At 62.7% G+C, this 21,118-nt stretch carries 20 protein-coding genes and 1 pseudogene; 10 read left to right on the top strand and 11 right to left on the bottom strand.

Annotation, left to right across the window (positions count from 1 at the left end; translation table 11 throughout):
* Positions 1 to 151: 151 nt before the first annotated feature.
* Complete coding sequence (locus NLY42_RS19725; protein ID WP_023667580.1) at positions 152 to 658, top strand: hypothetical protein; 507 nt, start codon at positions 152 to 154, stop codon at positions 656 to 658.
* A 6-nt stretch (positions 659 to 664) separates the two neighbouring features.
* Here the strand turns inward: NLY42_RS19725 and NLY42_RS19730 are convergent, their stop codons facing one another.
* Entirely contained in the window at positions 665 to 1,993 is a 1,329-nt protein-coding gene (locus tag NLY42_RS19730; RefSeq protein ID WP_023667579.1) for a DNA polymerase IV, read from the bottom strand.
* A 67-nt stretch (positions 1,994 to 2,060) separates the two neighbouring features.
* On the opposite strand from NLY42_RS19730, the gene NLY42_RS19735 reads away from it, so the two are divergent.
* From NLY42_RS19735 to NLY42_RS19760, 6 genes and pseudogenes are all read left to right on the top strand, one after another.
* Complete coding sequence (locus NLY42_RS19735; RefSeq protein ID WP_286488413.1) at positions 2,061 to 2,636, top strand: GNAT family N-acetyltransferase; 576 nt, start codon at positions 2,061 to 2,063, stop codon at positions 2,634 to 2,636.
* A gap of 90 nt (positions 2,637 to 2,726) precedes the next feature.
* Positions 2,727 to 3,146 carry a hypothetical protein gene (locus tag NLY42_RS19740; protein WP_023753319.1) on the top strand — a complete coding sequence of 140 codons (420 nt, stop codon included), beginning with the start codon at positions 2,727 to 2,729 and terminating at the stop codon, positions 3,144 to 3,146.
* Between the two features lie 15 nt (positions 3,147 to 3,161).
* Entirely contained in the window at positions 3,162 to 4,376 is a 1,215-nt protein-coding gene (locus tag NLY42_RS19745) for an AAA family ATPase (protein ID WP_023753318.1), read from the top strand.
* A gap of 81 nt (positions 4,377 to 4,457) precedes the next feature.
* Positions 4,458 to 4,934 (top strand): hypothetical protein, encoded by a 477-nt coding sequence (locus NLY42_RS19750; RefSeq protein WP_156933735.1) that lies wholly within the window; start codon positions 4,458 to 4,460, stop codon positions 4,932 to 4,934.
* A 243-nt stretch (positions 4,935 to 5,177) separates the two neighbouring features.
* Positions 5,178 to 5,677 (top strand): annotated as a pseudogene (locus tag NLY42_RS19755) (GNAT family N-acetyltransferase); the annotation flags it as partial.
* 98 nt (positions 5,678 to 5,775) lie between these two features.
* Entirely contained in the window at positions 5,776 to 7,305 is a 1,530-nt protein-coding gene (locus tag NLY42_RS19760) for a DUF2125 domain-containing protein (protein ID WP_023753316.1), read from the top strand.
* A 25-nt stretch (positions 7,306 to 7,330) separates the two neighbouring features.
* Here the strand turns inward: NLY42_RS19760 and NLY42_RS19765 are convergent, their stop codons facing one another.
* Both NLY42_RS19765 and NLY42_RS19770 read right to left on the bottom strand, forming a co-directional pair.
* A complete protein-coding gene (locus NLY42_RS19765) occupies positions 7,331 to 7,984 on the bottom strand; it encodes a hypothetical protein (protein WP_023701190.1) in 654 nt (217 codons plus the stop codon).
* Positions 7,981 to 8,280: a DUF3572 domain-containing protein gene (locus NLY42_RS19770; RefSeq protein WP_023688310.1), complete on the bottom strand. Its 300-nt coding sequence runs from the start codon at positions 8,278 to 8,280 to the stop codon at positions 7,981 to 7,983. Before NLY42_RS19770 ends, NLY42_RS19765 begins: the two co-directional genes overlap by 4 nt.
* Before the next feature lie 239 nt (positions 8,281 to 8,519).
* Here NLY42_RS19770 and NLY42_RS19775 point away from each other — a divergent pair, with 239 nt between their 5' ends.
* Both NLY42_RS19775 and NLY42_RS19780 read left to right on the top strand, forming a co-directional pair.
* A complete protein-coding gene (locus NLY42_RS19775; RefSeq protein WP_023667574.1) occupies positions 8,520 to 8,891 on the top strand; it encodes a response regulator in 372 nt (123 codons plus the stop codon).
* A 31-nt stretch (positions 8,892 to 8,922) separates the two neighbouring features.
* Entirely contained in the window at positions 8,923 to 10,296 is a 1,374-nt protein-coding gene (locus tag NLY42_RS19780) for a PleD family two-component system response regulator (protein ID WP_023753315.1), read from the top strand.
* Between the two features lie 409 nt (positions 10,297 to 10,705).
* On the opposite strand, the gene rpmG is transcribed toward NLY42_RS19780, so the two are convergent.
* The 8 genes from rpmG to NLY42_RS19820 form a co-directional block, all read right to left on the bottom strand.
* The gene (rpmG, locus tag NLY42_RS19785) at positions 10,706 to 10,873 is read right to left on the bottom strand and encodes a 50S ribosomal protein L33 (protein ID WP_006201775.1); all 168 of its coding nucleotides are present in this window, start codon (positions 10,871 to 10,873) and stop codon (positions 10,706 to 10,708) included.
* 420 nt (positions 10,874 to 11,293) lie between these two features.
* Positions 11,294 to 11,749 (bottom strand): YqfO family protein, encoded by a 456-nt coding sequence (locus NLY42_RS19790; RefSeq protein WP_023753314.1) that lies wholly within the window; start codon positions 11,747 to 11,749, stop codon positions 11,294 to 11,296.
* A gap of 117 nt (positions 11,750 to 11,866) precedes the next feature.
* Positions 11,867 to 13,042, bottom strand: a complete 1,176-nt coding sequence (locus NLY42_RS19795) for an MFS transporter (RefSeq protein ID WP_023701188.1) — start codon at positions 13,040 to 13,042, stop codon at positions 11,867 to 11,869.
* A 79-nt stretch (positions 13,043 to 13,121) separates the two neighbouring features.
* Positions 13,122 to 13,862, bottom strand: a complete 741-nt coding sequence (locus tag NLY42_RS19800; RefSeq protein ID WP_023753313.1) for an NUDIX hydrolase — start codon at positions 13,860 to 13,862, stop codon at positions 13,122 to 13,124.
* Positions 13,863 to 13,949: 87 nt separating this feature from the next.
* Positions 13,950 to 14,402 carry a DUF983 domain-containing protein gene (locus NLY42_RS19805; RefSeq protein ID WP_031194788.1) on the bottom strand — a complete coding sequence of 151 codons (453 nt, stop codon included), beginning with the start codon at positions 14,400 to 14,402 and terminating at the stop codon, positions 13,950 to 13,952.
* On the bottom strand, positions 14,402 to 16,708 hold the full coding sequence (gene rnr / locus NLY42_RS19810) for a ribonuclease R (protein ID WP_023753312.1): 2,307 nt from the start codon (positions 16,706 to 16,708) through the stop codon (positions 14,402 to 14,404). Before rnr ends, NLY42_RS19805 begins: the two co-directional genes overlap by 1 nt.
* Positions 16,709 to 16,712: 4 nt before the next feature.
* Entirely contained in the window at positions 16,713 to 19,376 is a 2,664-nt protein-coding gene (topA, locus tag NLY42_RS19815; RefSeq protein WP_023725728.1) for a type I DNA topoisomerase, read from the bottom strand.
* Positions 19,377 to 19,692: 316 nt separating this feature from the next.
* Positions 19,693 to 20,070, bottom strand: coding sequence for a COG4315 family predicted lipoprotein (locus tag NLY42_RS19820; RefSeq protein ID WP_023725729.1), 378 nt, complete (start codon positions 20,068 to 20,070; stop codon positions 19,693 to 19,695).
* A 217-nt stretch (positions 20,071 to 20,287) separates the two neighbouring features.
* On the opposite strand from NLY42_RS19820, the gene NLY42_RS19825 reads away from it, so the two are divergent.
* Entirely contained in the window at positions 20,288 to 21,037 is a 750-nt protein-coding gene (locus tag NLY42_RS19825; protein ID WP_023725730.1) for a cytochrome c biogenesis CcdA family protein, read from the top strand.
* Positions 21,038 to 21,118: the final 81 nt, after the last annotated feature.

Raw genomic sequence — 21,118 nt, forward strand, 5'->3', positions numbered from 1 at the left:
CAACCGTTAGGCGACGCATTCGACTGGGCCAGACCCGTTGCAAAACAGCCATGCTGGAAGTGGAACCTGACGCAACGGCAGGCGTTGGTTCCCGGTATTGGCCAATTGCTGGACGCATCGTTTCTTCAACATCAACGGGGGAGAGATTCCGATGAAATCATTCGCGCGGTTTCTGCTAGCCGGCTGCCTGGTAACTGCAAGCGCCACGGCCGATGCCGACGAGGCGAATTTTCTCAGCTCCTTGCAAGGGAATTTCTCCGGCAAGGGGACAGTCAAGGTCACCACCGACGCACCGACGGTGAATGTGTCCTGCACCTTCAATTCCGACGCGACCTCGAGTTCATTGTCGCTTGACGGCAATTGCCGTGGTCTTGTCGTGGTGACGCGCGCCATCAGCGCCAATCTGAAGGCCCGCGGGGCGAAGTATACTGGCGTCTATGTCGGGTCGCGCACCGGGCCGGCACAGCTCGCCGGCAGCCGTTCCGGGAACGCGATCAGTCTCGGCATTCGCTGGGCGGCGGAGGTCAATGGCGATCGCAAGGCGCGGTTGACGGTCGAGAAAACCAGCGGCGACGGAATGCGGTTGACCGTTACCGACGTCGATCCGAAAACCGGCAACAACGTGGTGACGAGCCGCATCGATCTCAAGCGTATCTAAGCCGTCTCACTCCTCGATCGGCTCCGGCGGGTTGGCGTTGCGGCCTTTACCGAAGGTGTAGCCGGTTTCCACCGCCTTCTTGCCGAACTTGTCGCGCAGCGTATCGATGGCGCTTTCGGCCATGGCGCGCTTGCGCGAGCCGACGTCGACGAGATCGGGCGGATCGGCCTTCTCGTCATCCGAGAGATCGCTGACACCGATGCCGAGCAGCCGGTACTTTGTCCCGTCCGCCTCCTTGCGCAACAGGTCGAGCCCGGTCTGGAAAATACGGTCGGCCAGCCTTGTCGGGTCGCCGAGCTGGCGGTTGCGGGTGCGCAGCTTGAAATCCTGCGTCTTCAGCTTCAGCACCACGGTGCGCCCGGCAATGCCTGACTTCTTCAGCCGCGCCGAGACCTTTTCCGACAATCCCCTCAGCACTGGAACCAGTTCGCCCATTTCAGCTATGTCGGTGTCGAAAGTGGTTTCGGCCGACACACTTTTCGCATCCTGGTCGGGATCGACACGGCGGTCGTCCTGGCCGCGCGAGAGATGGTAGAGCCGGGTGCCCATCACGCCATAGCGGCGCATAAGATCGGCGCGCTCCATGCGCTGCAACTGGGCGATGCTGCGGATGCCGTCGCGTTCTAGCGTTGCGGCAAAAGCCTTGCCGACGCCCCAGATCAGCGTCACCGGCTGTTCGGCCAGGAAACCCAGCGCCTCGGCTTCGCCGATCACCGAAAAGCCGCGCGGCTTGCGGAAATCGGAGGCAACCTTGGCCAGGAACTTGCAGTAGGAAAGGCCGGCCGAAACGGTGATGCCGATTTCCTTTTCGACGGTCTGCGCAAAGCGTGCCAGCACCACTGCCGGCGGCATGCCGTGCAGGCGCTCGGTGCCGGCGAGGTCGAGAAACGCCTCGTCGATGGAGAGTGGCTCGACCAGCGGCGTCAGCGCCTGCATCAGCGCGCGGACCTCGCGGCCGACGCGGACGTATTTCTCCATATTGGGCGGGATGACAACCGCTTCCGGACAGGCTTCGAGCGCCTTGAACATCGGCATTGCCGAGCGCACCCCCTTGATGCGGGCGATGTAGCAGGCGGTGGAGACGACGCCGCGCTTGCCGCCGCCGATGATCAGCGGCTTGTCCTTCAGCGCCGGATTGTCACGCTTTTCGATCGCCGCATAGAAGGCGTCGCAATCGATATGCGCCAGATGCAGCTGGTAGAGCTCGGGATGGCGGGTGAGTCGAGGGCTGCCGCAACGCTCACAGCGCCTGGTATCGCTGCGCTGAAAGGTCAGGCAGTCGCGGCAAAAACCGTGCTCGGGATTGTTGACAGGGGCCGCCATCGCTGCGAACATAAAGAGAACAAATGCAATGGTACGTCAGGACGGAAGCCGCCACAAGCGGTTAGCCGGGAGAGAACTCATGAGCACCACCATAGCGCCGCTGGCGCCTGACCTGTGGGCGGATTTCGAGGATCTTTTCGGCAAGCAGGGCGCCTGTTACGGCTGCTGGTGCACGCATTTCCGGATGGCGCCGGCGGTCCGACGGGCCAGCGACAAGCAGCGCAACAAGGATCTTATCAAGGGGCGCATCGAGGCCGGGCCGCCGCCGGGGCTTTTGGCCTTCGAGGACGGCCAGGCGGTCGGCTGGATGCAGATCGGTCCACGCGCCGACGTGCCCGAATGGAACAATCGGGGCCGGGGCTCGGCGCCGGCCGATCCAACCGACGCCGTAGATCCCGGCGTCTGGGCCATCTCCTGCTTCTTCATCCGCGCCAGCGCGCGCGGCCGGGGCGTCAGCCACCGCCTGGTCGAGGGCGGCATCGCTTTTGCCCGCCAGAACAAGGCGCGGCTGGTCGAGGCGTGTCCGATCGACGTGTCGCGCGATTCGCGTTCGATCGGGCTGTTCGTCGGCTCGTCGCGTGTGTTCGAAAAGGCCGGCTTCGAGCGGCTCCTCGAACGCAAGGCCGGCCGGCCGCTGATGCGGCTTGTGCTGTAGTCCAGTCGTGTTGTTACTGTGACGATATCTCACTATCGATGTTCGAAGCGGTTTTGAGTTCAGTGATTGAAGTGGGGGTTAACATGAAGCGTGTTTTGCTATTTGTCTTGCTGCTCGCATTCGGCACGCCAGCCTTGGGGGCAGGCCCTCGATAGTCAAGGTGCGAAGCAGCTATCGGATGATCTGTCGCGGTATATCGGCAAGAAGGCGCTCGACAGCGGCATTTTGAAGATCTCGGTCGATGGGAATGCCTACCGGATAGGCTTCGACTTCAACTCGGTCCTTAGGGCAAATCCCATTAAGGACCCGCTGACATTCAATCTCGCGCCCTTTGCGATACTGGTCAAATCGCGCAGTGACGGCAGCTGGAGCGTTTCGTCAGATTTAACGCCCAACGCCTTCGTCGATGTAGAGGACCGCACGGGGTGCGGTTATCCTCATGGCACCGAACTGATACTTTGGCAAAAAATTGTTGAACTATCCGTTATATACTCCTATTTTAACGACTGAAAACGGGAGTTTGGCATGCTTTATCGGCTTGAGATTGAGAACTTTCAATCCATTCGAGACCTGCAGATCATCGACCTGGCGGCAGCTGGAAACGCCCCCGACGATCCCCTCCGGCTGGCGCCGCTGTGGAAAGGCGCGACTGCAGTGGCGCCCAAGGTCGTGGGGATTTTCGGCCCCAACGCGTCGGGCAAGTCGAACGTGCTTCGGGCGCTGTCCTTCCTGGCCTGGTTCATCCGCGATAGCTTCCAGATTCAACCAGATACAGCGCTACCGTTCTGGCGCTTTAACGACGCCGAGAGCGTGGGCAAGCCGACGCGCCTTGCCATCGAGCTGGGAGGCGTCGAGGACATTGACCGCGTCGAGGACGCCGATGCATCACAATGTCGCTACCTCTACGAGGTGGTGATCGGCGGTGGCGCGATGAAGCACATCATCGAGCGCGAAGTTCTCTCCTTCCAGCCGAGCAGGTCTCGCCGCGCTGTGAAGCTGTTTCACCGCGACGCCGAAGGCAAGGTGACGGCTGGCAAGGACTTCAAACTTGCCGGCTTTCGCCCCGCGCTGGAGAAGATTCTCCGCCCCACCGTCAGCGTCATCTCGACATTGGCCCGGCTGGAGCATCCGTATTCCAAGGCAGTTTGGCAGGTGACGGAGGGTGTGAAAAGTAATATCCTCGTAGAGCGGAGCGACCCGTCGGATGACCTCGTCGCCCGCAACTACCTTGCAAATCCATGGCACGTCGAACGCTTCAACTTCGAAGTTCAGCGTGCCGATATCGGCGTGCGCAACATCGAAGTTCGCCAGGGCGAGACTGGCCCGGCGATGTTCTTCCATCACGAGGGGCTCGTAGGACCGCTACCGCCCGCTTTCGAGAGCAATGGCACGCGGCAGTTCGTGAAGGTCTTTCCGCTGGTTCTCGAAGCCCTGGCGAGGGGTGGCCTCGCCGTCATCGACGAGCTTGACGCGGCGCTGCATCCGGTCCTGCTTGCGGAGATCGTCAGCTGGTTTCACGATCCCACGCGCAATCCGCGCAATGCACAGCTGTGGATGAGCTGCCAGAACACCACGCTGCTCGACGAGCTGTCGAAGGAGGAAGTGCTGTTCTGCGAAAAGGACAGGCACGGGCGCACCAGCGTATTCCGGCTGCGAGACGTCAAGGGAACGCGCCGCACCGACGCCTTCTCCCGCAAATATTTGGGCGGCGTTTACGGCGCCCTGCCGCAGATCGGTTGAGGGGCAGCGATGCCGCGCCGGCCCCCAAGGAAGCGCGTCTTCGTAGGTGCGGAGGGTGACAGCGAGCGAGCCTACATCCGCATGGTCAGCGCTATCCTCGAAGAGCGCCGTCAAGACTTTCACCTCGACATCGTGCTCCTGAACGGCGGTGACCCAAAGAGCATGATGCAGTTGGCTGAAAAAGAGATCAGGCGACGGGACCTTGGCGGGAAGGACGCCTATGTGGCGCGCTTCGCCTTCCTCGACCGGGACCGTCTGATTCAGAATGCGGTCCGTGGGCAGCAGGCAATTGCCTTGGCGAACCGACTCGGTATCAGCGTGATCTGGCAGGTGCCTTGTCACGAGGCAATGCTGCTGAACCACCTGCCCGGATGTCATTTGCTGCAGCCCCAAACGACGGCAATCGCCACGCAGCGTGTTCATAAGGAGTGGCCAGAGTACGTGAAGCCGATGACCGCGATGGGATTAAGAACAAGGCTAGACCGTGATGCTGTTCTCCGTGTCGCAGCAGTTCACCCCCAACTGAATGGCTTTCTTCATGCCATTGGCTTTATGTAGCGGGCCCTCCCCGTCGATGGCTCTAATTCCACTCACCCTAAAGTCCATGGAAGCCGAGCCGGTCAATGAGCTGCCCAGCTGCAGGGGGAGATGCGGATTTCACGGGACTTTTCGTCACGAAACACCCCAGATTGCCCGGAATATCCCAATCTTGTTCCACCCATCGTGTTCGTCACGTGCGGTAAACTACTGAAATAATGATATTCGTTTGTCGGCAGGGCACGCCTATCTTAGTGGAGGCTCTACGACTGCTGGTGCACCTATATTTCAGACAGGCGCCGGCGGCGCGGCGCGCGAGCGACAAGCAGCGCAACAAGGATCATATCAAGGCGCGTATCGAGGCCGGGCCGCCGCCGGGGCTTTTGGCCTTCGAGGACGGCCAGGCGGTCGGCTGGATGCAGATCGGTCCACGCGCCGACGTGCCCGAATGGAACAATCGGGGCCGGGGCTCGGCGCCGGTCGATCCAACCGACGCCGTAGATCCCGGCGTCTGGGCCATCTCCTGCTTCTTCATCCGCGCCAGGGCGCGCGGCCGGGGCGTCAGCCACCGCCTGGTCGAGGGCGGCATCGCTTTTGCCCGCCAGAACAAGGCGCGGCTGGTCGAGGCGTGTCCGATCGACGTGTCGCGCGATTCGCGTTCGATCGGGCTGTTCGTCGGCTCGTCGCGTGTGTTTGAAAAGGCCGGCTTCGAGCGGCTTGTCGAACGCAAGGCCGGACGGCCGCTGATGCGGCTGGTGTTGTAGGCGGCAGCAATCCATAGGTCTTGTCTTGCGGCTGTGATGGTATTTTCCTACCAGTGGTAGAAGCGGTTTTGACGACTGCAATAAAGTGGAGGATCGATATGAAGCGCGTTTTGCCATTCGCTTTGCTTCTAGCCTGCAGTGCGCCGGCGCTTGGGCAGACGGTCGACAGCGAGGGCGCCAAGCAGCTTACCGACAATCTGGCGCGCTATTTCAGCAAGAAGCCGTTCGAGATCGGATTTCTGAAGGTCTCGGTCGAAGGCGACGCCTACAAGCTCGCATTCGATTTCAAGCCCGTCGTGGAACTCTTGGCAAAACAGGATGGCCTGAAGCTCGATCTCACCCCTTATACGCTGTTGACCAAACCACGCAGCGATGGCGCGTGGGATGTCTCAGGCAATCTGGCGCCGGAAGGGTCGATGGAGTTCAACGGCCCTCAGGGGCCGCAAAGCATGAAGATGTCTATCAAGGGCGGGAAGTTCGTTGGTGTCTACGATCCCGAGTTGGCGGCTTTCAGCAGCGCCACGTCGTCACTTGAAGGCATGAATATGACGTCGCAGGACGCCAGGCAGCGCACGGAGATGAGTTCTGGTGCTGGAACCGCCACAATGAGCGCTACCAAGGGCGCAAATCGCGGTGTCGATTTTAGCATGGTTCAGACGATTGCCGATTTTGCAGAGGTCATCACGATCGACAACCCCAACAGCGGGCAGAAAATCCCGCTGACGGTCAAGTCGCCCGAATTTTCGGTCGACGCGAAAGGCAAGGGGCTGCGCACGAAGCCTATTCTGGACCTGTTGGCTTTCGCCGTGGCCAATGAGGACGAGGCGAAACTGAAAGCCAATCAGGCGGAGCTCAAGTCGCATCTTCTGACCGCGCTGCCGATATGGGAGCGGATTGATGGGGCTTACAGTCTCAAGGATTTCAGCGTCGGCAGCCCGATCGGCAGTTTCGGCGCAGCAACACTCGGCATCGCCTTCGGCATGGACGGTGTCTCGCGCAACGGAACGATCAGCTACGGGATCAAAGCGTCTGGGCTCTCGATACCGCAAAATCTTGTTCCAGCCTGGAGCGTCGCGCTGTTGCCCACCGACGTCGACCTCAATTTCGGTGGGGCCAACATCGATCTCGACACAATGGCCAAGAAGGCTATCGAGGCCTTCGATCTCAACAACAACCCGCCGCTTTCGGCGGATTTCGGCGACGGCCTGAAGAAAGATTTTCTGGCGAACGGCCCCAAGATCCTCATCGGCCACAGCACGGTCAAGGGCGGCGGTGCCGAAATCGGGCTGGAGGGCGATATGACGTTTCCCGATGGCGAGAAGCCCGATGCCAACGTGACAATCGACGTGACCGGCTACGACAAGATCGTGGCAAGCCTGCAGGAGGCGGCGAAGACCGACCCGCAGGCCTCACAGGCTTTTACCGGCGCCTTGGCCATCAAGGGATTTGCCAAGACGCTGCCGGATGGTCGTATCGAATGGGTGATCAACGCCAGGCACGATGGGTCGGTGACGGTCAACGGCGCCATGCTGAAGGGGCCGGATCCGGTCGTGGAAGACAACACCGATCAGGATGCGATCCCTGGCGAGGGCAACAATGGCGGAGCAGGGGCGAAGCTGCAGCCTTGATCGCCAAGCTTGGAGGCGCTTGGGCTTAAAGCCCGAGCGCGCTCGCGATCTTCGGCGCGGCCTCGTGCCAGTCCTCGACGGAGATGATGTCGTCCGGCACCGGCGGCAGGAAGGCGCGCAGCGAATTGTCGGCCATCAGGTGGAAGAGATGGGCGTCGGCAACCGAGTTGCGTGCCGAGATGAGGTTGGCGGGCTGGTCGTCGACAAAGGCTACCGGCCGGCCGTTCTTGCCGCGCAGTTTCGCCACCGCCGGTCCCTTGGCCATTTCGGTGGTCAACAGCGGATAGGGCAGACCGAGCGCATCGAGATGGGCGCGGCGGGCGGCGCGATGCCGGTGCGGCATGGCGGTCAAAAGGACGATCTCGGCGCGGTCGCCAAGGCTGGCAAGCGCTTGTTCGGCACCATCGGTGACGCTCTGCCAGTCGGCCTGCGTATCGAAGAAATCTCCGAGAAGTGCCGTCACCTCCGGCTGTTCGATCAGCCGGCCGCTCGCCGTTTCGGCAATGTTGCCGGTGAGGCGGAAGGAGGCCAGGGTCAGGCCGAAGCCGCGCGATTTCAGGAAATGCGGAAACGGCCGGATGAATTCGAGCACGACATCGTCGACATCGAGGATCAGCAGAGGCCGGTCGTCGGCTGCAAGTTCGGCGATCTGGCGTGCCGTCTCGGGATCGTCGCTCATATCGAATGCTCATGGTCGTCGCCGCCAAGAGGCAGCGCGCGCAACGCCTTGCCGACTGAGGCCGGCGGAGTGTCGGTTTCCTCGGCAAAGCGCAGCAAGGTCGGCTCGTGGGCGAGGATGAACTGCAGCACGCCGGCAAGGAATCCCGGTTCGGCCGCGGCGCGGCGGATGGCGGACGCCTCGATGCCGGTGATGGCCAGGAAGCGCGGCAGGAGTTCGGGGTCGGCGGCGACGAAGCCCAGTGCCTTCACGGCAATGGTTTCCGCTTCCTCGCGCATTGACGCTGCGTTTGCCATCACTACTTTCTCGTTGCGGAAATGAGTCTCTTTTCCGCAGTAATCGCAAGCGTCGCCTGCGGCAAGCCACAGCCCCGATCCAATGTGGTTTTCGAGGTGGAATCCGAATGGCTTTTGCCGCTTCGGGTTTGCATTTCGTCAATCATATTGCCTTAAGAGTGAGCGAGGGTTTGGTGTGCTTCGACAAAGGCGCATAGCGGCAGGGCTTCGGGCAGAAGCCTGGCCGGGACGGGAAATCGATGCCTAAGAAGGTCATGATCGTCGAGGACAACGAGCTCAATATGAAGCTCTTTCGCGACCTCATCGAAGCCAGCGGTTATGAAACGGTGCGCACGCGCAACGGGCTCGAGGCGCTCGATCTGGCGCGCCAGCACAGGCCCGACCTGATCCTGATGGACATCCAGCTGCCCGAAGTGTCGGGGCTGGAAGTGACGAAATGGCTGAAGGAGGACGACGACCTCCATTCCATTCCGGTCATCGCCGTCACCGCCTTCGCCATGAAGGGCGACGAGGAACGCATTCGCCAGGGCGGTTGCGAGGCCTACATCTCCAAGCCGATCTCGGTGCCGCGTTTCATCGAGACCATCAAATCCTATCTCGGTGATGCCTGATGCCTGATGCCTTCAGCCGGAGCCTTGTGACATGACCGCGCGGATCCTCGTCGTCGACGACATCCCTGCCAATGTCAAACTTCTCGAGGTTCGGCTGCTGGCCGAATATTTCGAGGTGTTGACGGCCTCCAACGGGCCGGACGCGATCGAGGCCTGCGAAAACGGCAAGGTCGATGTCGTGCTGCTCGACGTGATGATGCCCGGCATGGATGGGTTCGAGGTCTGCAAGCGGCTGAAAAGCGATCCGGCGACCGCGCATATACCGGTGGTCATGGTGACCGCGCTGGGCCATGTTGCCGACCGGGTGCGCGGCCTCGAGGCAGGCGCCGACGACTTTCTCACCAAGCCGGTCAACGATCTGCAACTGATGACGCGGGTGAAGAGCCTGGTCAGGCTGAAGTCGCTGACCGACGAGCTGCGGCTGCGCGCATCGACCACCCGCAACATCGGCATCGAGGCGCTGTTGAGCCGCAGCTTCGCGTCGGAGGACGCCACGCCGAAGGTGCTTTTGATCGACGAGCGCAAATCGTCGTTCGAGCGCATCCAGAACATGCTGCGCGGCAGCGCCGAGCTCGACATTGCCACCGATCCGCATGCCGGCTTCTTCCAGGCCGCCGAGGCGCCCTATGAGTGCGTGCTGATCTCGACCGGTTTTACCGATTTCGATCCGCTGCGGTTGTGTTCGCAATTGCGTTCGCTCGACCGCACCCGCTTCCTGCCGATCATCCTGATTGCCGACGAAGGCGAGGAGGGCCGCATCATCAGAGGCCTCGAACTCGGCATCAACGACTATCTGATGCGGCCGATCGACCAGCAGGAGCTGACGGCGCGGCTGCGCACGCAGGTGCGCCGCAAGCGCTACAATGACCAGCTGCGCGCCAGCGTCACCCAGACCATAGAGATGGCGGTGACCGACGCATTGACCGGGCTGCACAACCGCCGCTACCTCGACAGCCATTTGCAGACGCTGTTCGACCGCGCCGTGGCGCGGCGGCGGCCTCTGTCTGTGATGATCACCGATCTGGACCGCTTCAAGACCGTCAATGACTCGCATGGCCATGATGGCGGCGACGATGTGCTGCGCGAGTTCGCAAGGCGGCTGCGCAAGAACGTCAGGGGCATCGACCTTGCCTGCCGCTTCGGCGGCGAGGAATTCGTCGTTGTGATGCCGGACACGGACGGCGCGGTGGCGGAGAAGGTTGCCGAGCGCATTCGCGCCGAAATCGCCCAGCTGCCCTTTGCCATCGGCCCTGAAGGCAAGGCGATCGAAGTCACGGTCAGCGTCGGCGTGTCATCGGTTCTGAAGGGCGCGGACACGGTCGCGGCGTTGATGAAACGTGCCGACGTGGCGCTCTACGAAGCCAAAAGTGGCGGCCGCAACCGGGTCGTCGCCAAGGCAGCGTAGGCTAGACCACCGATTATCCAGTCAATCGGATAGGGTTAGGAATTTACCTTAATCCAAGCGATTCGGCAGGCTTGGTTAAGAAACTATTGATTTTCAAACATTGTTGCGCAAATGTGCGGTGCAAGAACAAGGGCGATGCGGGCACGAGGGTAGACAGCCGCATCGCTTCGCCGAATACCCCATGATGCTCAGGTCCGCCGCATCTCCTGGGTCCGTGGGGTCGGCCGGCCGGCGCTGGCACATAGTGGCCTCCTCGTACCGCTGCCATACGCCGACCGGCCCCCTTTTTTGCCAAAAAATGAGATGAGCACTTCGCGCCAAACAGCGGAGGGTTCTGGCTTTTCGGGGCCTTGAATCAAAAACGCCGCCCGAAGGGGCGGCGCTTTTGACAGAGCGTATGAAAACCAGATTACTTGATCTTGGTTTCCTTGAACTCGACATGCTTCTTGGCGACCGGGTCGTATTTGCGGAACGACAGCTTGTCGGTCTTGGTACGGCTGTTCTTGCTGGTCACGTAGAAGAAACCGGTGTCGGCGGTCGACAGAAGCTTGATCTTGATGTTTGCGGCTTTGGCCATTGTATCAGTCCGTTATGTTCGTGGGGTTTTGGCCGCTGGAGCGGGGGAAAACACCCGGACGCGGGAAACTTGGCGCGACACATAAAGAACGTGCCCGGAAAGTCAAGCCCGACGCCTTGCCTCTGTCGTAAGCACATGAGTTGTCCGGATTAGGTAGCACGTGAGTTGTCCGGTTTTATCATCGGCGCGATGGAGGCTGAGGACGAGACGGACAGCATGGCTATGGGCCGGCGAATGCCGGGACGCAGCGAAGCGGCGGGTTGGGCAGGGTGGATTGTCACCCCCGCCCAATTCTTCGCAGGCTCAGGGCGTTCGAATCTCGAAAAACCAAGCAATTGGCTTTTCGTCCGCTACGGACCGCTTCTCACCTCACAACGGGAGAAGGTAAGGCCGGTGCTTCCCCTCAGCGGGGCCGGATTTCTAGGCTTCTTCCTTAACTGGAAGCGCTTTCTTCCAGTCCCCGGTGGTGTTCCACCAGCAATTCGGATTGGCGCGGTCGTCCAGGCCCTTGGAGCGGCTGGCGAGGATTGGCTGGATGCGGATCACCGGCTCCTGGTAGGAATGCGCCTGGAAAATCGCCTCGACGACGCGGGCGGCGAGCGCCTGGTCGTCGGGCAACTCGAACGAGACCTCGACGGTGCCGGGGCGGCGGCGCAGTTCGGTTTCGATGCCGGCGGCTGCACCTTCCAGCGGTCGGTAGCGTTCGATGCCGTGCGCGGTTTGATAGGCGTTGCGGTCGTATTTGCCCATTGCCAGCGGCGCGATCGCGACCACGGCGTCCATGATGCGGTCGACATCGGCTGCCGGGGCCTGGAAGCTGACAAGCAGCAGAAGCGTCATGCGCAGAGATGTGGTTTCAAAGCCGCTGTCGATCATCGCCGTATCCTCAAACTCGGGTTTTTTGGGACACCCTTTTAGCTGAGGTCTCCTGACACGGTTCTGTCAGCAGCGGCGACATCCCGTCAGGATTGCGCAGGCTGGCGGGCGAACAGGCTACCAGATCTTGCGGACCAGCCTGGCGCTGACCAAGGCGATATAGGCGGCAAAGAACAGGCCGAGCGACCAGCCGAAGCCGGAGGGCCCGAAGGCATCCATGCCGATGCCGATCGCCTGCGGGCCAAGCACCATGCCGACGCCGTAGCAGAGCACGAAGGCGGCATTGGCCGAGGCCAGTTCATGGCCGGAGAGCTGCGAGCCCAGATGGGCAAGGCCGATCGTGTACATGGCGGCCACCACGCCGCCCCAGACGAACAGAAGCGCCGCCATCAGGTGCCAATTGCCGGCGAAGAACGGCATGAAGATGGTGCCGGCAAGTCCGACCGTGGCACAGGCCAAAAGCAGATAGCGGCGGTCTGAGACGCGGTCGCTGATCATGCCGATAGGGATCTGCAACAGCACGTTGCCGAGGCCGATCATGGTGAGCAGGAGGGCTGCATCCGCCTCGGAATAGCCGATGCGGTTGCCATAGACGGGGAACAGCGCAAAGCCGCCGGTCTCGACAGCGCCGAACACCAGCACGGCGGCGGTCGCTGTCGGCACCAGCCAGATGTAGCGCAGGAAGTTGCTGGTTTCGCCGTCAACCACGATTGTGGGACTTTCATTCCGTGCGGCCAGCACCGGGATTGCGGCCAGCGCGACCAGGACGATGATGACGCCAAACGGCAAGAAGCCGGTGCTGCCGATATGGGCGAAGATCCATGGCCCGGCGGCGAAGCCGAGCGACAGCACGGTGGCGTAGATGCCGAGCACCAGGCCGCGCCGACGCGGCGGCGCCGAGGTGCTGATCCAGAATTCCGACAGGATGAACAGCACCGTCAGCGCGATGTGCAGCACGATGCGTAGTGGGAACCACATCCAGAAGTCCGGCGCGAAGTGGAAGCCGACAAAGGCGAGCGCGCCGGCGGCGATCATGGCGATCATCGTCCAGGCGACGCCGAAGCGCATCGCCAGCGGCGTGGCCAGCGGGGCGCCGGCGATCGAGGCGAGGCCGGCGACCGCGGTGTTGAGGCCGATCATCGATGCCGAGTGGCCGCGGCTCTCGAGAATAACGCTGAGCAGCGGCATGCCGAGGCCTATGGCGATGCCGACGACGCTGATCGATGAGATCGCGGCGATCATCGGTAGCCAATGTACGCGCTCGTCGCCCTCTTGCTGGGTATCGACCGTCATGTGATGCCTGAATACTCTGTCTGTTTGATATTGCGCAATTCCGGACGGAAAACCGCGTCACACTTTTCCTGGAATTGCTCTAAAGAATTTCGCGAACGAAGCGGTTGCGGACAAGCCGGTAGAACGGCACGGACCCACCGGGTCGCAGGTGCGGATCGCCGGCAAGCCGCGTTTCCAGCTCCTGCAAGATCGTTCGGGTGATGTCGGGGATATCGGCCTCTCTGGCCTTGGCGAGCGGCAGCCAGACCAGTTCTTCCAGCTCATTGGTCGGGCCGCCACTCGGCAGTTCCACGGCGACATCGCTGCGCCAGGCGCTGAAGAAGCGGGTGTCGAAACGACGCACGCGATTGGGCGGGGTGATGGCGCGGGCAATGAAGCGCAGCGGCGCCAGCGAAGGCTGGACGCCGTGCTCGACAAAGCCCTGCCAGTCGCGTTTGTCGGTTGCGAACGAGCCTTTGCGGCCGATGAGCAGGCCGGCTTCCTCATAGGTCTCGCGGATGGCCGAGAGCGCGATGGCACGGGCCCGCGACGGGCTGATGCGGCCGACGCCGGCGGTCAGCCTGGCTTCTTCCTCCGGGAGCAATGGGGTGGCAACGGCAATGCGGCTGTCGGCCGAATCGGTGCGGCCGCCGGGAAAGACGAACTTGCCGGGCATGAAGGCGTGGCCTGCATGGCGCCGGCCCATCAGCACCAGAATCTCGTCGCCCTCGCGGTCGAGCAGGATCAGGGTGGCGGCATCGCGCGGGCGTATGGGCAGGCCGCTGTGGGCGGCCGCGCCACGGTCCATCCTGCTGACTTCCGCCTTGGTCATACCTTCCATGCGCAGGACCTAGCGGAAACTTCTGGCAAACGAAAGTGGCCTTTCACGGTCGGCATGTTGCGCCAGGCGACATTGCCCTGACGCAAACTAGGTTCCGGGATGCGGCTCGGTGCCGTCTTTTTCGCCGCCGAAGCCGTGCATATAGAGCGCCCATTGCAGTCCGATGACGGCGCCCTTGACCGGTTGCAGCAGAGCGACCGACAGCACGATGGTCAACGGCACCCAAATTGCGATGTGCTGCCACATGGAGAGCGTCGAGGTCGCCTCGACGCCCATGAAGGCGCCGAGAACGATGTGGCCGACGATGACGATGACGAGATAAGCGGGCAGGTCGTCGGCACGGTGGTGGTGGAACTCCTCACCGCACACGGCGCATTTGTCGACGCTCTTGGTGAAGCCGGCGAACAACCTGCCTTCGCCGCAATGCGGGCAGCGGCCAAGGGCGCCGCGCTTCATCGCCGTCCACAGCGGGCGGGCGACTCGGCCCGAATGATGTTCGCCGCCGAAAACCTGCTTCTGGATTCCCATTTCGCTTGCCATTATCGTCTCCTGCCGCGCGACCCCGGGCGCGATTGCGACGCGCGGGCGCGGCCTTTTGCCTTGTGAAACGACCGTTTGGAGCCGGGCAGGGGCTTCGGGTCGGTCAGCATCTCGAAACGCATCGCGCCGGCCATAGGCGCCACCTCGATCAGGCGAACCTCGACGCGGTCGGCAAGCTGATAGCCCTTGCCGGTGCGTTCTCCGAACAGCGATCGCGCGGTTTCGTCATATATATAGTAATCGCCATCCAGACTTGACACCGGGATGAAGCCATCTGCGCCAAACTGCGGCAATTGGACAAATAGTCCCGATTTGGTGACGCCCGAAATGCGGGCGTCGAAGCGGTCGTCGATGCGCTCGGCGAGGTAGGCAGCGATCAGCCGGTCGACGGTGTCGCGCTCGGCCGCCATGGCGCGGCGCTCGGTGCCGGAGATCAGCACCGCGACGTCTTCCAGCCGCGTCTCTTCGTCCTGCGTCAGCCCGCCAGGGCCGAGCCCAAGTGCGGCAATCAGCCCGCGATGCACGATCAGATCGGCATAGCGGCGGATCGGCGAGGTGAAATGCGCGTAGCGCTTCAGGTTGAGGCCGAAATGGCCGATGTTCTTGGGCGAATATTCGGCCTGACTCTGCGAGCGCAGCACCACTTCGTTGACCAGCCCCTCATTGTCGGCGCCACGCACGCGCTCGAGAATGCCGTTGAACTGGGCGGGCCGCATCTGCGCGCCACGCGCCAGCGACAGGCCGAGCGTCTGCAGGAACTCGCGCAGCGATTCCTGCTTGGCCAGCGACGGCGCATCGTGGACGCGGTAGACCAGCGCCTGCTTCTTCGCTTCCAGCGTTTCGGCGGCGGCGACATTGGCCTGGATCATGAATTCTTCGATCAGCTTGTGGGCGTCGAGCCGCTCCGGGACGACGACGCGGTCGACGGTGCCGTCCGGCTTGAGCAGGATCTTGCGCTCGGGCAGATCAAGCTCGAGCGGCTGGCGGCCATCGCGGCCGCGCTTGAGGATGGCGTAGGCGTCCCACAGCGGCTTCAGCACCGTATCGAGGATCGGGCCGGTCTTGTCGTCAGGAAGGCCGTCTATCGCGGCCTGGGCCTGCGGATAGGCGAGCTTTGCCGCCGATTTCATCATGACGCGGTGGAAGGTGTGACGCAGCTTGCGGCCATCGGCGGCAAAAATCATGCGCACGGCAAGCGCGGGACGGTCCTGGCCTTCGCGCAGCGAGCACAGGTCGTTGGAGATGCGCTCTGGCAGCATCGGCACGACGCGGTCGGGAAAATAGACAGAATTGCCGCGTTTCAGCGCCTCGCGATCGAGTGCGGTGCCATAGCGGACATAGGCTGCAACATCGGCGATCGCCACCGTGGCGATCACGCCGCCGGGGTTCTTCTCGTCGAGGTCGGGCGTGGCGAAGACGGCGTCGTCATGGTCCTTGGCGTCGGCCGGGTCGATGGTCACCAGCGGCAGGTCGCGCCAGTCCTCGCGGTGAGCAAGCGTCGCCGGTTTTACCGCCTCGGATTCGGCGATGACGTCGGCCGGGAAGATATGCGGAATGTCGTGCGCGTGGATGGCGATCATCGAGACCGCCTTTTCGCTGGTCAGCGAGCCCAGCACCGCCAGCACTTTTGCGCGCGGCAAACCATACCGGGAGGCCCGCGCGGGCTCGACCTCGACAAGGTCGCCGTTCCTGGCGCCGTTCTGGAATTCCTTGTCGACGATCAGTTCGGGCTGGCGACGTTCGACCGGCTCGATGCGGAAGGTGCCGTCCCTCAGGATCCGGAAGACGCCCAGCACGGCATCTGTCCGCTTCTCGAAAATCTTCATTACGCGGCCCGTATAGGCAGGCCCGGTCGCCTCGTCGGTCGGGAAGGTCTTGGCCAGCACACGGTCGCCAATGCCAGGCTGCGGGCCATTGCCGCCGCGGGAGACGCGGATCGAGATCACCGGCGGTTCGCCGGTGCCGACGGCCTCCGCCGGATGCGCCAGCAGAATACCGTCGCCGTCGCGGCCGAAAATGTCGAGCACGGCGACATGGGGCAGGGCGCCGACACGGGCCAGCCGCTTGCGCTCCTTGGTCAGGATGCCTTCGTCCTGCAGGTCGCGCAGAATGTCCTTCAGCCAGATGCGGTCGTCGCCGCGCAAGGCAAACGCCTTTGCGATGTCGCGTTTTCCCGCGCGGTCGGGGTTCTCGGCGATGTAGCGCAGGATTTCGTCACGCGAGGGCCTGTAGTCGTCCTTGACTTTGGCCCTCGTGTCGGCGGTGCGCGGATCGCCGTGGCTTCTACCGGTGATCCTGCGCGCCACGCTGCTATCCCTTTTTCTTCGCCGCCGGCTTCTTGGTCGCCGACTTCTTGGCTGTGGTTTTCTTGCCAGTGGTTGTTTTGGCAGTGGTTTTCTTGGCTGTGGGGGCCCTGGCGGCTGCCGCCTTGCGGAACGGCTTCTTGCCGCCGCCTTTGGCTTCCTTCTCGGCAATCAGCGCCACCGCGTCCTCGACGGTCACCGACTGCGGATCCTTGCCCTTGGGCAGTGTCGCGTTGACCTTGCCGTAGTTGACATAGGGCCCGTATTTGCCATCGCGCACGACGATCTTGCCGCCGCCATCGGGATGGTCGCCGAGTTCCTTCAGCGCCGCCGCAGTGCCGCCATTGCGGCCGCCCTTGCCCTTCAGCTGCTTCTCGGCGATCACGGTGACAGCGCGGTTGAGGCCGATCGAGAACACATCCTCTATGCTGTCGACATTGGCATAGGTGCCATCATGCAAAACGAATGGACCATAGCGGCCAAGCCCGGCGGAGATCATCTTGCCGGATTCAGGATGCTTGCCGATATCGCGCGGCAGCGACAGCAGCGCCAAGGCCTTTTCATGGTCGATCGAGTCGGGCGTCCAGCCCTTGGGCAGGCTGGACCGCTTGGCTTCCTTGCCGTCGCCGCGCTGGATATAAGGACCGAAGCGGCCTGAGCGCAGCGTGATTTCCTCTGCCGTGTAGGGATCGTTGCCGAGCACCTTGGTGCCGTCCTCGCCGCCGCCATTCTCGCCATTCGGGTTGGCGGCATCGCCGAGCTGGCGGGTAAAGGAACATTCCGGATAATTGGAGCAGCCGACGAAGGCGCCGAACTTGCCGAGTTTCAGCGACAGATTGCCGGAGCCGCATTTTGGGCAGATGCGGGGATTCGAGCCATCCTCCCGCGCGGGGAACACCAGCGGCGCCAGTTCCTCGTTCAGCGCATCGAGCACGTCGGTGACGCGCAGTTCCTTGATGTCGGCGACGGCGCCGGAAAAATCTTTCCAGAAGTCGCGCAGCACGTCCTTCCAGGCGAGCTTGCCGTCGGAAATCTCGTCAAGTTTTTCCTCCAGTGAGGCCGTGAAGTCATATTCGACATAGCGCTCGAAGAAGCTTTCGAGGAAAGCCGACAGCAGCCGGCCCTTGGCCTGCGGCACCAGCCGGCGCTTGTCGATGGTGACGTAGTCACGGTCTTCCAACGTCTTCAGGATCGCGGTGTAGGTCGACGGACGGCCGATGCCGAGCTCTTCCAGCTTCTTGATCAGCGACGCCTCGGAGTAGCGCGGCGGCGGCTCGGTGGTGTGCTGGGTGGCATTGATCGCCTGACGGGCCAGCTGCTCGCCGGCACGGATCTCGGGCAGACGACGGTTTTCCTCGTCTTCGGCGTCGTCGTCCTTCTGGTCGGTGTAGGCGGCGATGAAGCCGTCGAAGCGAACGACGGAACCGACGGCGCGAAGCTCCGCGGTGCGAGCGCCATTGACCGCCTCGATTTCGACCGTGGTACGCTCGATCTCGGCCGACTGCATCTGGCTGGCGATGGCGCGCTTCCAGATCAATTCGTAAAGCCGCAGCTGGTCGGAATCGAGATACTGCCTGACCGAAGCCGGCGTGCGCATGAAATCGGTCGGGCGGACCGCCTCGTGCGCTTCCTGGGCATTCTTGGCCTTGGCTGTGTACTGGCGCGGCTTTTCCGGGAGGTATCTTGGGCCGAATTCCTTGGCGATGGTGTCGCGGGCGGCGTCGATCGCCTCCGGCGCCATCTGCACGCCGTCGGTTCGCATATAGGTGATCAGGCCGGTGGTCTCGCCGCCGATCTCCATGCCTTCATAGAGGCGCTGCGCCACTTGCATGGTGCGCGTCGCCGAAAAGCCGAGGCCCGACGATGCCGCCTGCTGCAGCGTCGAAGTGGTGAAGGGCGGGCCAGGATTGCGCCGCGTCGGCTTGGCTTCCACCGACAGAGCCTTGAAGGTCGCGCCTTCGAGCATGCCCTTGATATCGTCGGCCTGCGCCTTGCTGGCGATGTCGAGCTTCTGCAGCTTCTTGCGCTCGAACGCGGTCAGCCGCGCCTCGAAGCTGTCGTTACGTGGCGTGCCGAGGAGGGCAGCGATCTGCCAGTATTCCTCGCGGACGAAACGTTCGATTTCGGATTCGCGGTCGCAGACCAGGCGCAGCGCCACCGACTGGACGCGGCCGGCGGAACGGGCGCCCGGCAATTTGCGCCACAGCACCGGCGACAGCGTGAAGCCGACGAGATAATCGAGTGCGCGGCGAGCCAGATAGGCATCGACCAATGGCGCATCGATCTGGCGCGGATTGGCCATCGCTTCCAGCACCGACGACTTGGTGATGGCATTGAAGACGACGCGGCTGACCGGCTTGTCCTTCAACACGCGCTTCTGCTTGAGCACCTCCAGCACGTGCCAGGAAATGGCTTCGCCCTCGCGATCCGGATCGGTGGCGAGGATCAGGCCATCGGCATCCTTGACCGCGTTGGCTATGTCGGTGAGACGCTTTCCGGACGCGGTGTCGACCGCCCAGGACATGGCGAAATCCTCGTCGGGACGCACCGAACCATCCTTGGCCGGCAGATCGCGGACATGGCCGAACGAGGCCAGAACCTTGAAGTTCTTGCCGAGATACTTGTTGATTGTCTTTGCCTTGGCCGGCGATTCGACGACGACGACGTCCATGAGGTCTCATATCAGCTGTGGGGCGGCAGAAGAATTCCGCTGCGTGACGCATTCAATTGGTCGCTCACATGGCCGCGCTTTTGCGATCGGTCAAGGGCAAGCGGCCAAAATGCGGAGGCGTGTGCCGCAATACACTCTTAGAGTGTATGGAGAAGATCACAAAATTTTTGTCTGGGACGGTTCGTGTTTCGAGCCACCGGGAAAGGCGCCGCGACCAGTTCGTGCTGCGCGTAAATGCCGAACTGGTCGCCGGGTCGCTTGGAGCCGGCGGCCAGCCGAGTCCCGCCGATGGGGTGCGGGATAGAGGTTCGGACGATCAGTCGGCCTTGACGATGTGCCAGACTTCGCCGACGCCGTCGCCCGTGATGTCACCGGCCTTCTTGTCCTTGATGAAGGTGTAGACCGGCTTGCCGTCATAGGCCCACATCTTGGTGCCGTCGGTGCGGTCGACGATGGTCCATTCGTCGTCCGCCTTAGCGCCGTCCTCGGCCTTCAGCGGCGGCCAGTTGGTGGCGCATTTGTCGTAGCAGTTGGTCTTGCCCTTCTCGTCCTTGTCATAGGTATAGAGCGTCATGCCATTGGCATCGGTGTAGATCTTGGTGCCACCGACTTCGGCTTCCTTCCACGCTTCGGCGGCGAAGGATGCGGCGGTGCTGAGCAGAAGGGCGGCCAGGCCGACGGTGATCGTTTTCATGGAAATCTCCCTGGTGATCCGACGAAGCGCGCAGAAATCGCGGCTTCGCTCTGTGAACGCTCGGCGAGGGACATTTCTTCCCCGGCTTGGTCAACTTGGGATTGGCCGCCAACAATTCGTCCGCCGGACCGTATCTGTAGCCAAATGCCACACGATGGTGATTGGCGAACACGGGTTTGCACCGCTATATCGGCGCCAGGGAATCTGGAGTTCTGGAATGCCATTGGACGTCGGCTATGTCAGCGCGGTCGGAGCGGGGGCGATCTCGTTCCTGTCGCCTTGCGTGCTGCCGCTGGTGCCTCCCTATCTCTGCTACATGGCCGGCGTGTCGGTCGACGATTTTCGCGGTGACGATGCCGGCGTCACGGCCAAGGCCGGCGCCCGCGGCGCGCTCATCTATTCCTCGCTCGCCTTCGTACTCGGTTTCTCCACCGTGTTCGTGGCGCTTGGCGCCGGCGCCTCGACCATCGGCCACTGGCTGCGCGTCTGGCAGGAGCCGCTGGCGATGGCTGCCGGGGTGCTGATCATCCTGATGGGGCTGAATTTCCTCGGCATCCTGCGCATCCCGCTTTTGTCGCGCGAGGCGCGCTTCCAGTCGCAGGGCAAGCCCGCCAGCATGGTCGCCGCCTATGTCATGGGGCTGGCCTTCGCCTTTGGCTGGACGCCGTGCATCGGCCCGGTGCTGGGGCCGATCCTGACCTTGGCCGGCGGCCGCGAGACGGTGGGCGAGGGCGCTCTTCTGCTTGCCGCCTATTCGCTTGGCCTCGGCATTCCGTTCCTGATTGCTGCCCTGTTCTCCGGCGCCTTCATGCGCTTCCTCGGCAAATTCCGCGTCCATCTCGGCCGCGTCGAAAAGGCGATCGGCGCGCTGCTGGTCGTCGCCGGCGTGTTCTTCCTCACCGGCGGCGTGCAGACGGTGTCCTACTGGCTGCTGGAGACCTTTCCGCTGCTGGGCCGGCTGGGGTAGAGATCCGCTGATCGAGAGTGAACTGCCTCATCACCTCACCGGAATTTAACCCCATTGGTGCAGCATGGCGCCAGATGCTAC

The sequence above is a fragment of the Mesorhizobium sp. C372A genome (genome assembly GCF_030323245.1).
In the GTDB taxonomy this organism is placed as follows: domain Bacteria; phylum Pseudomonadota; class Alphaproteobacteria; order Rhizobiales; family Rhizobiaceae; genus Mesorhizobium.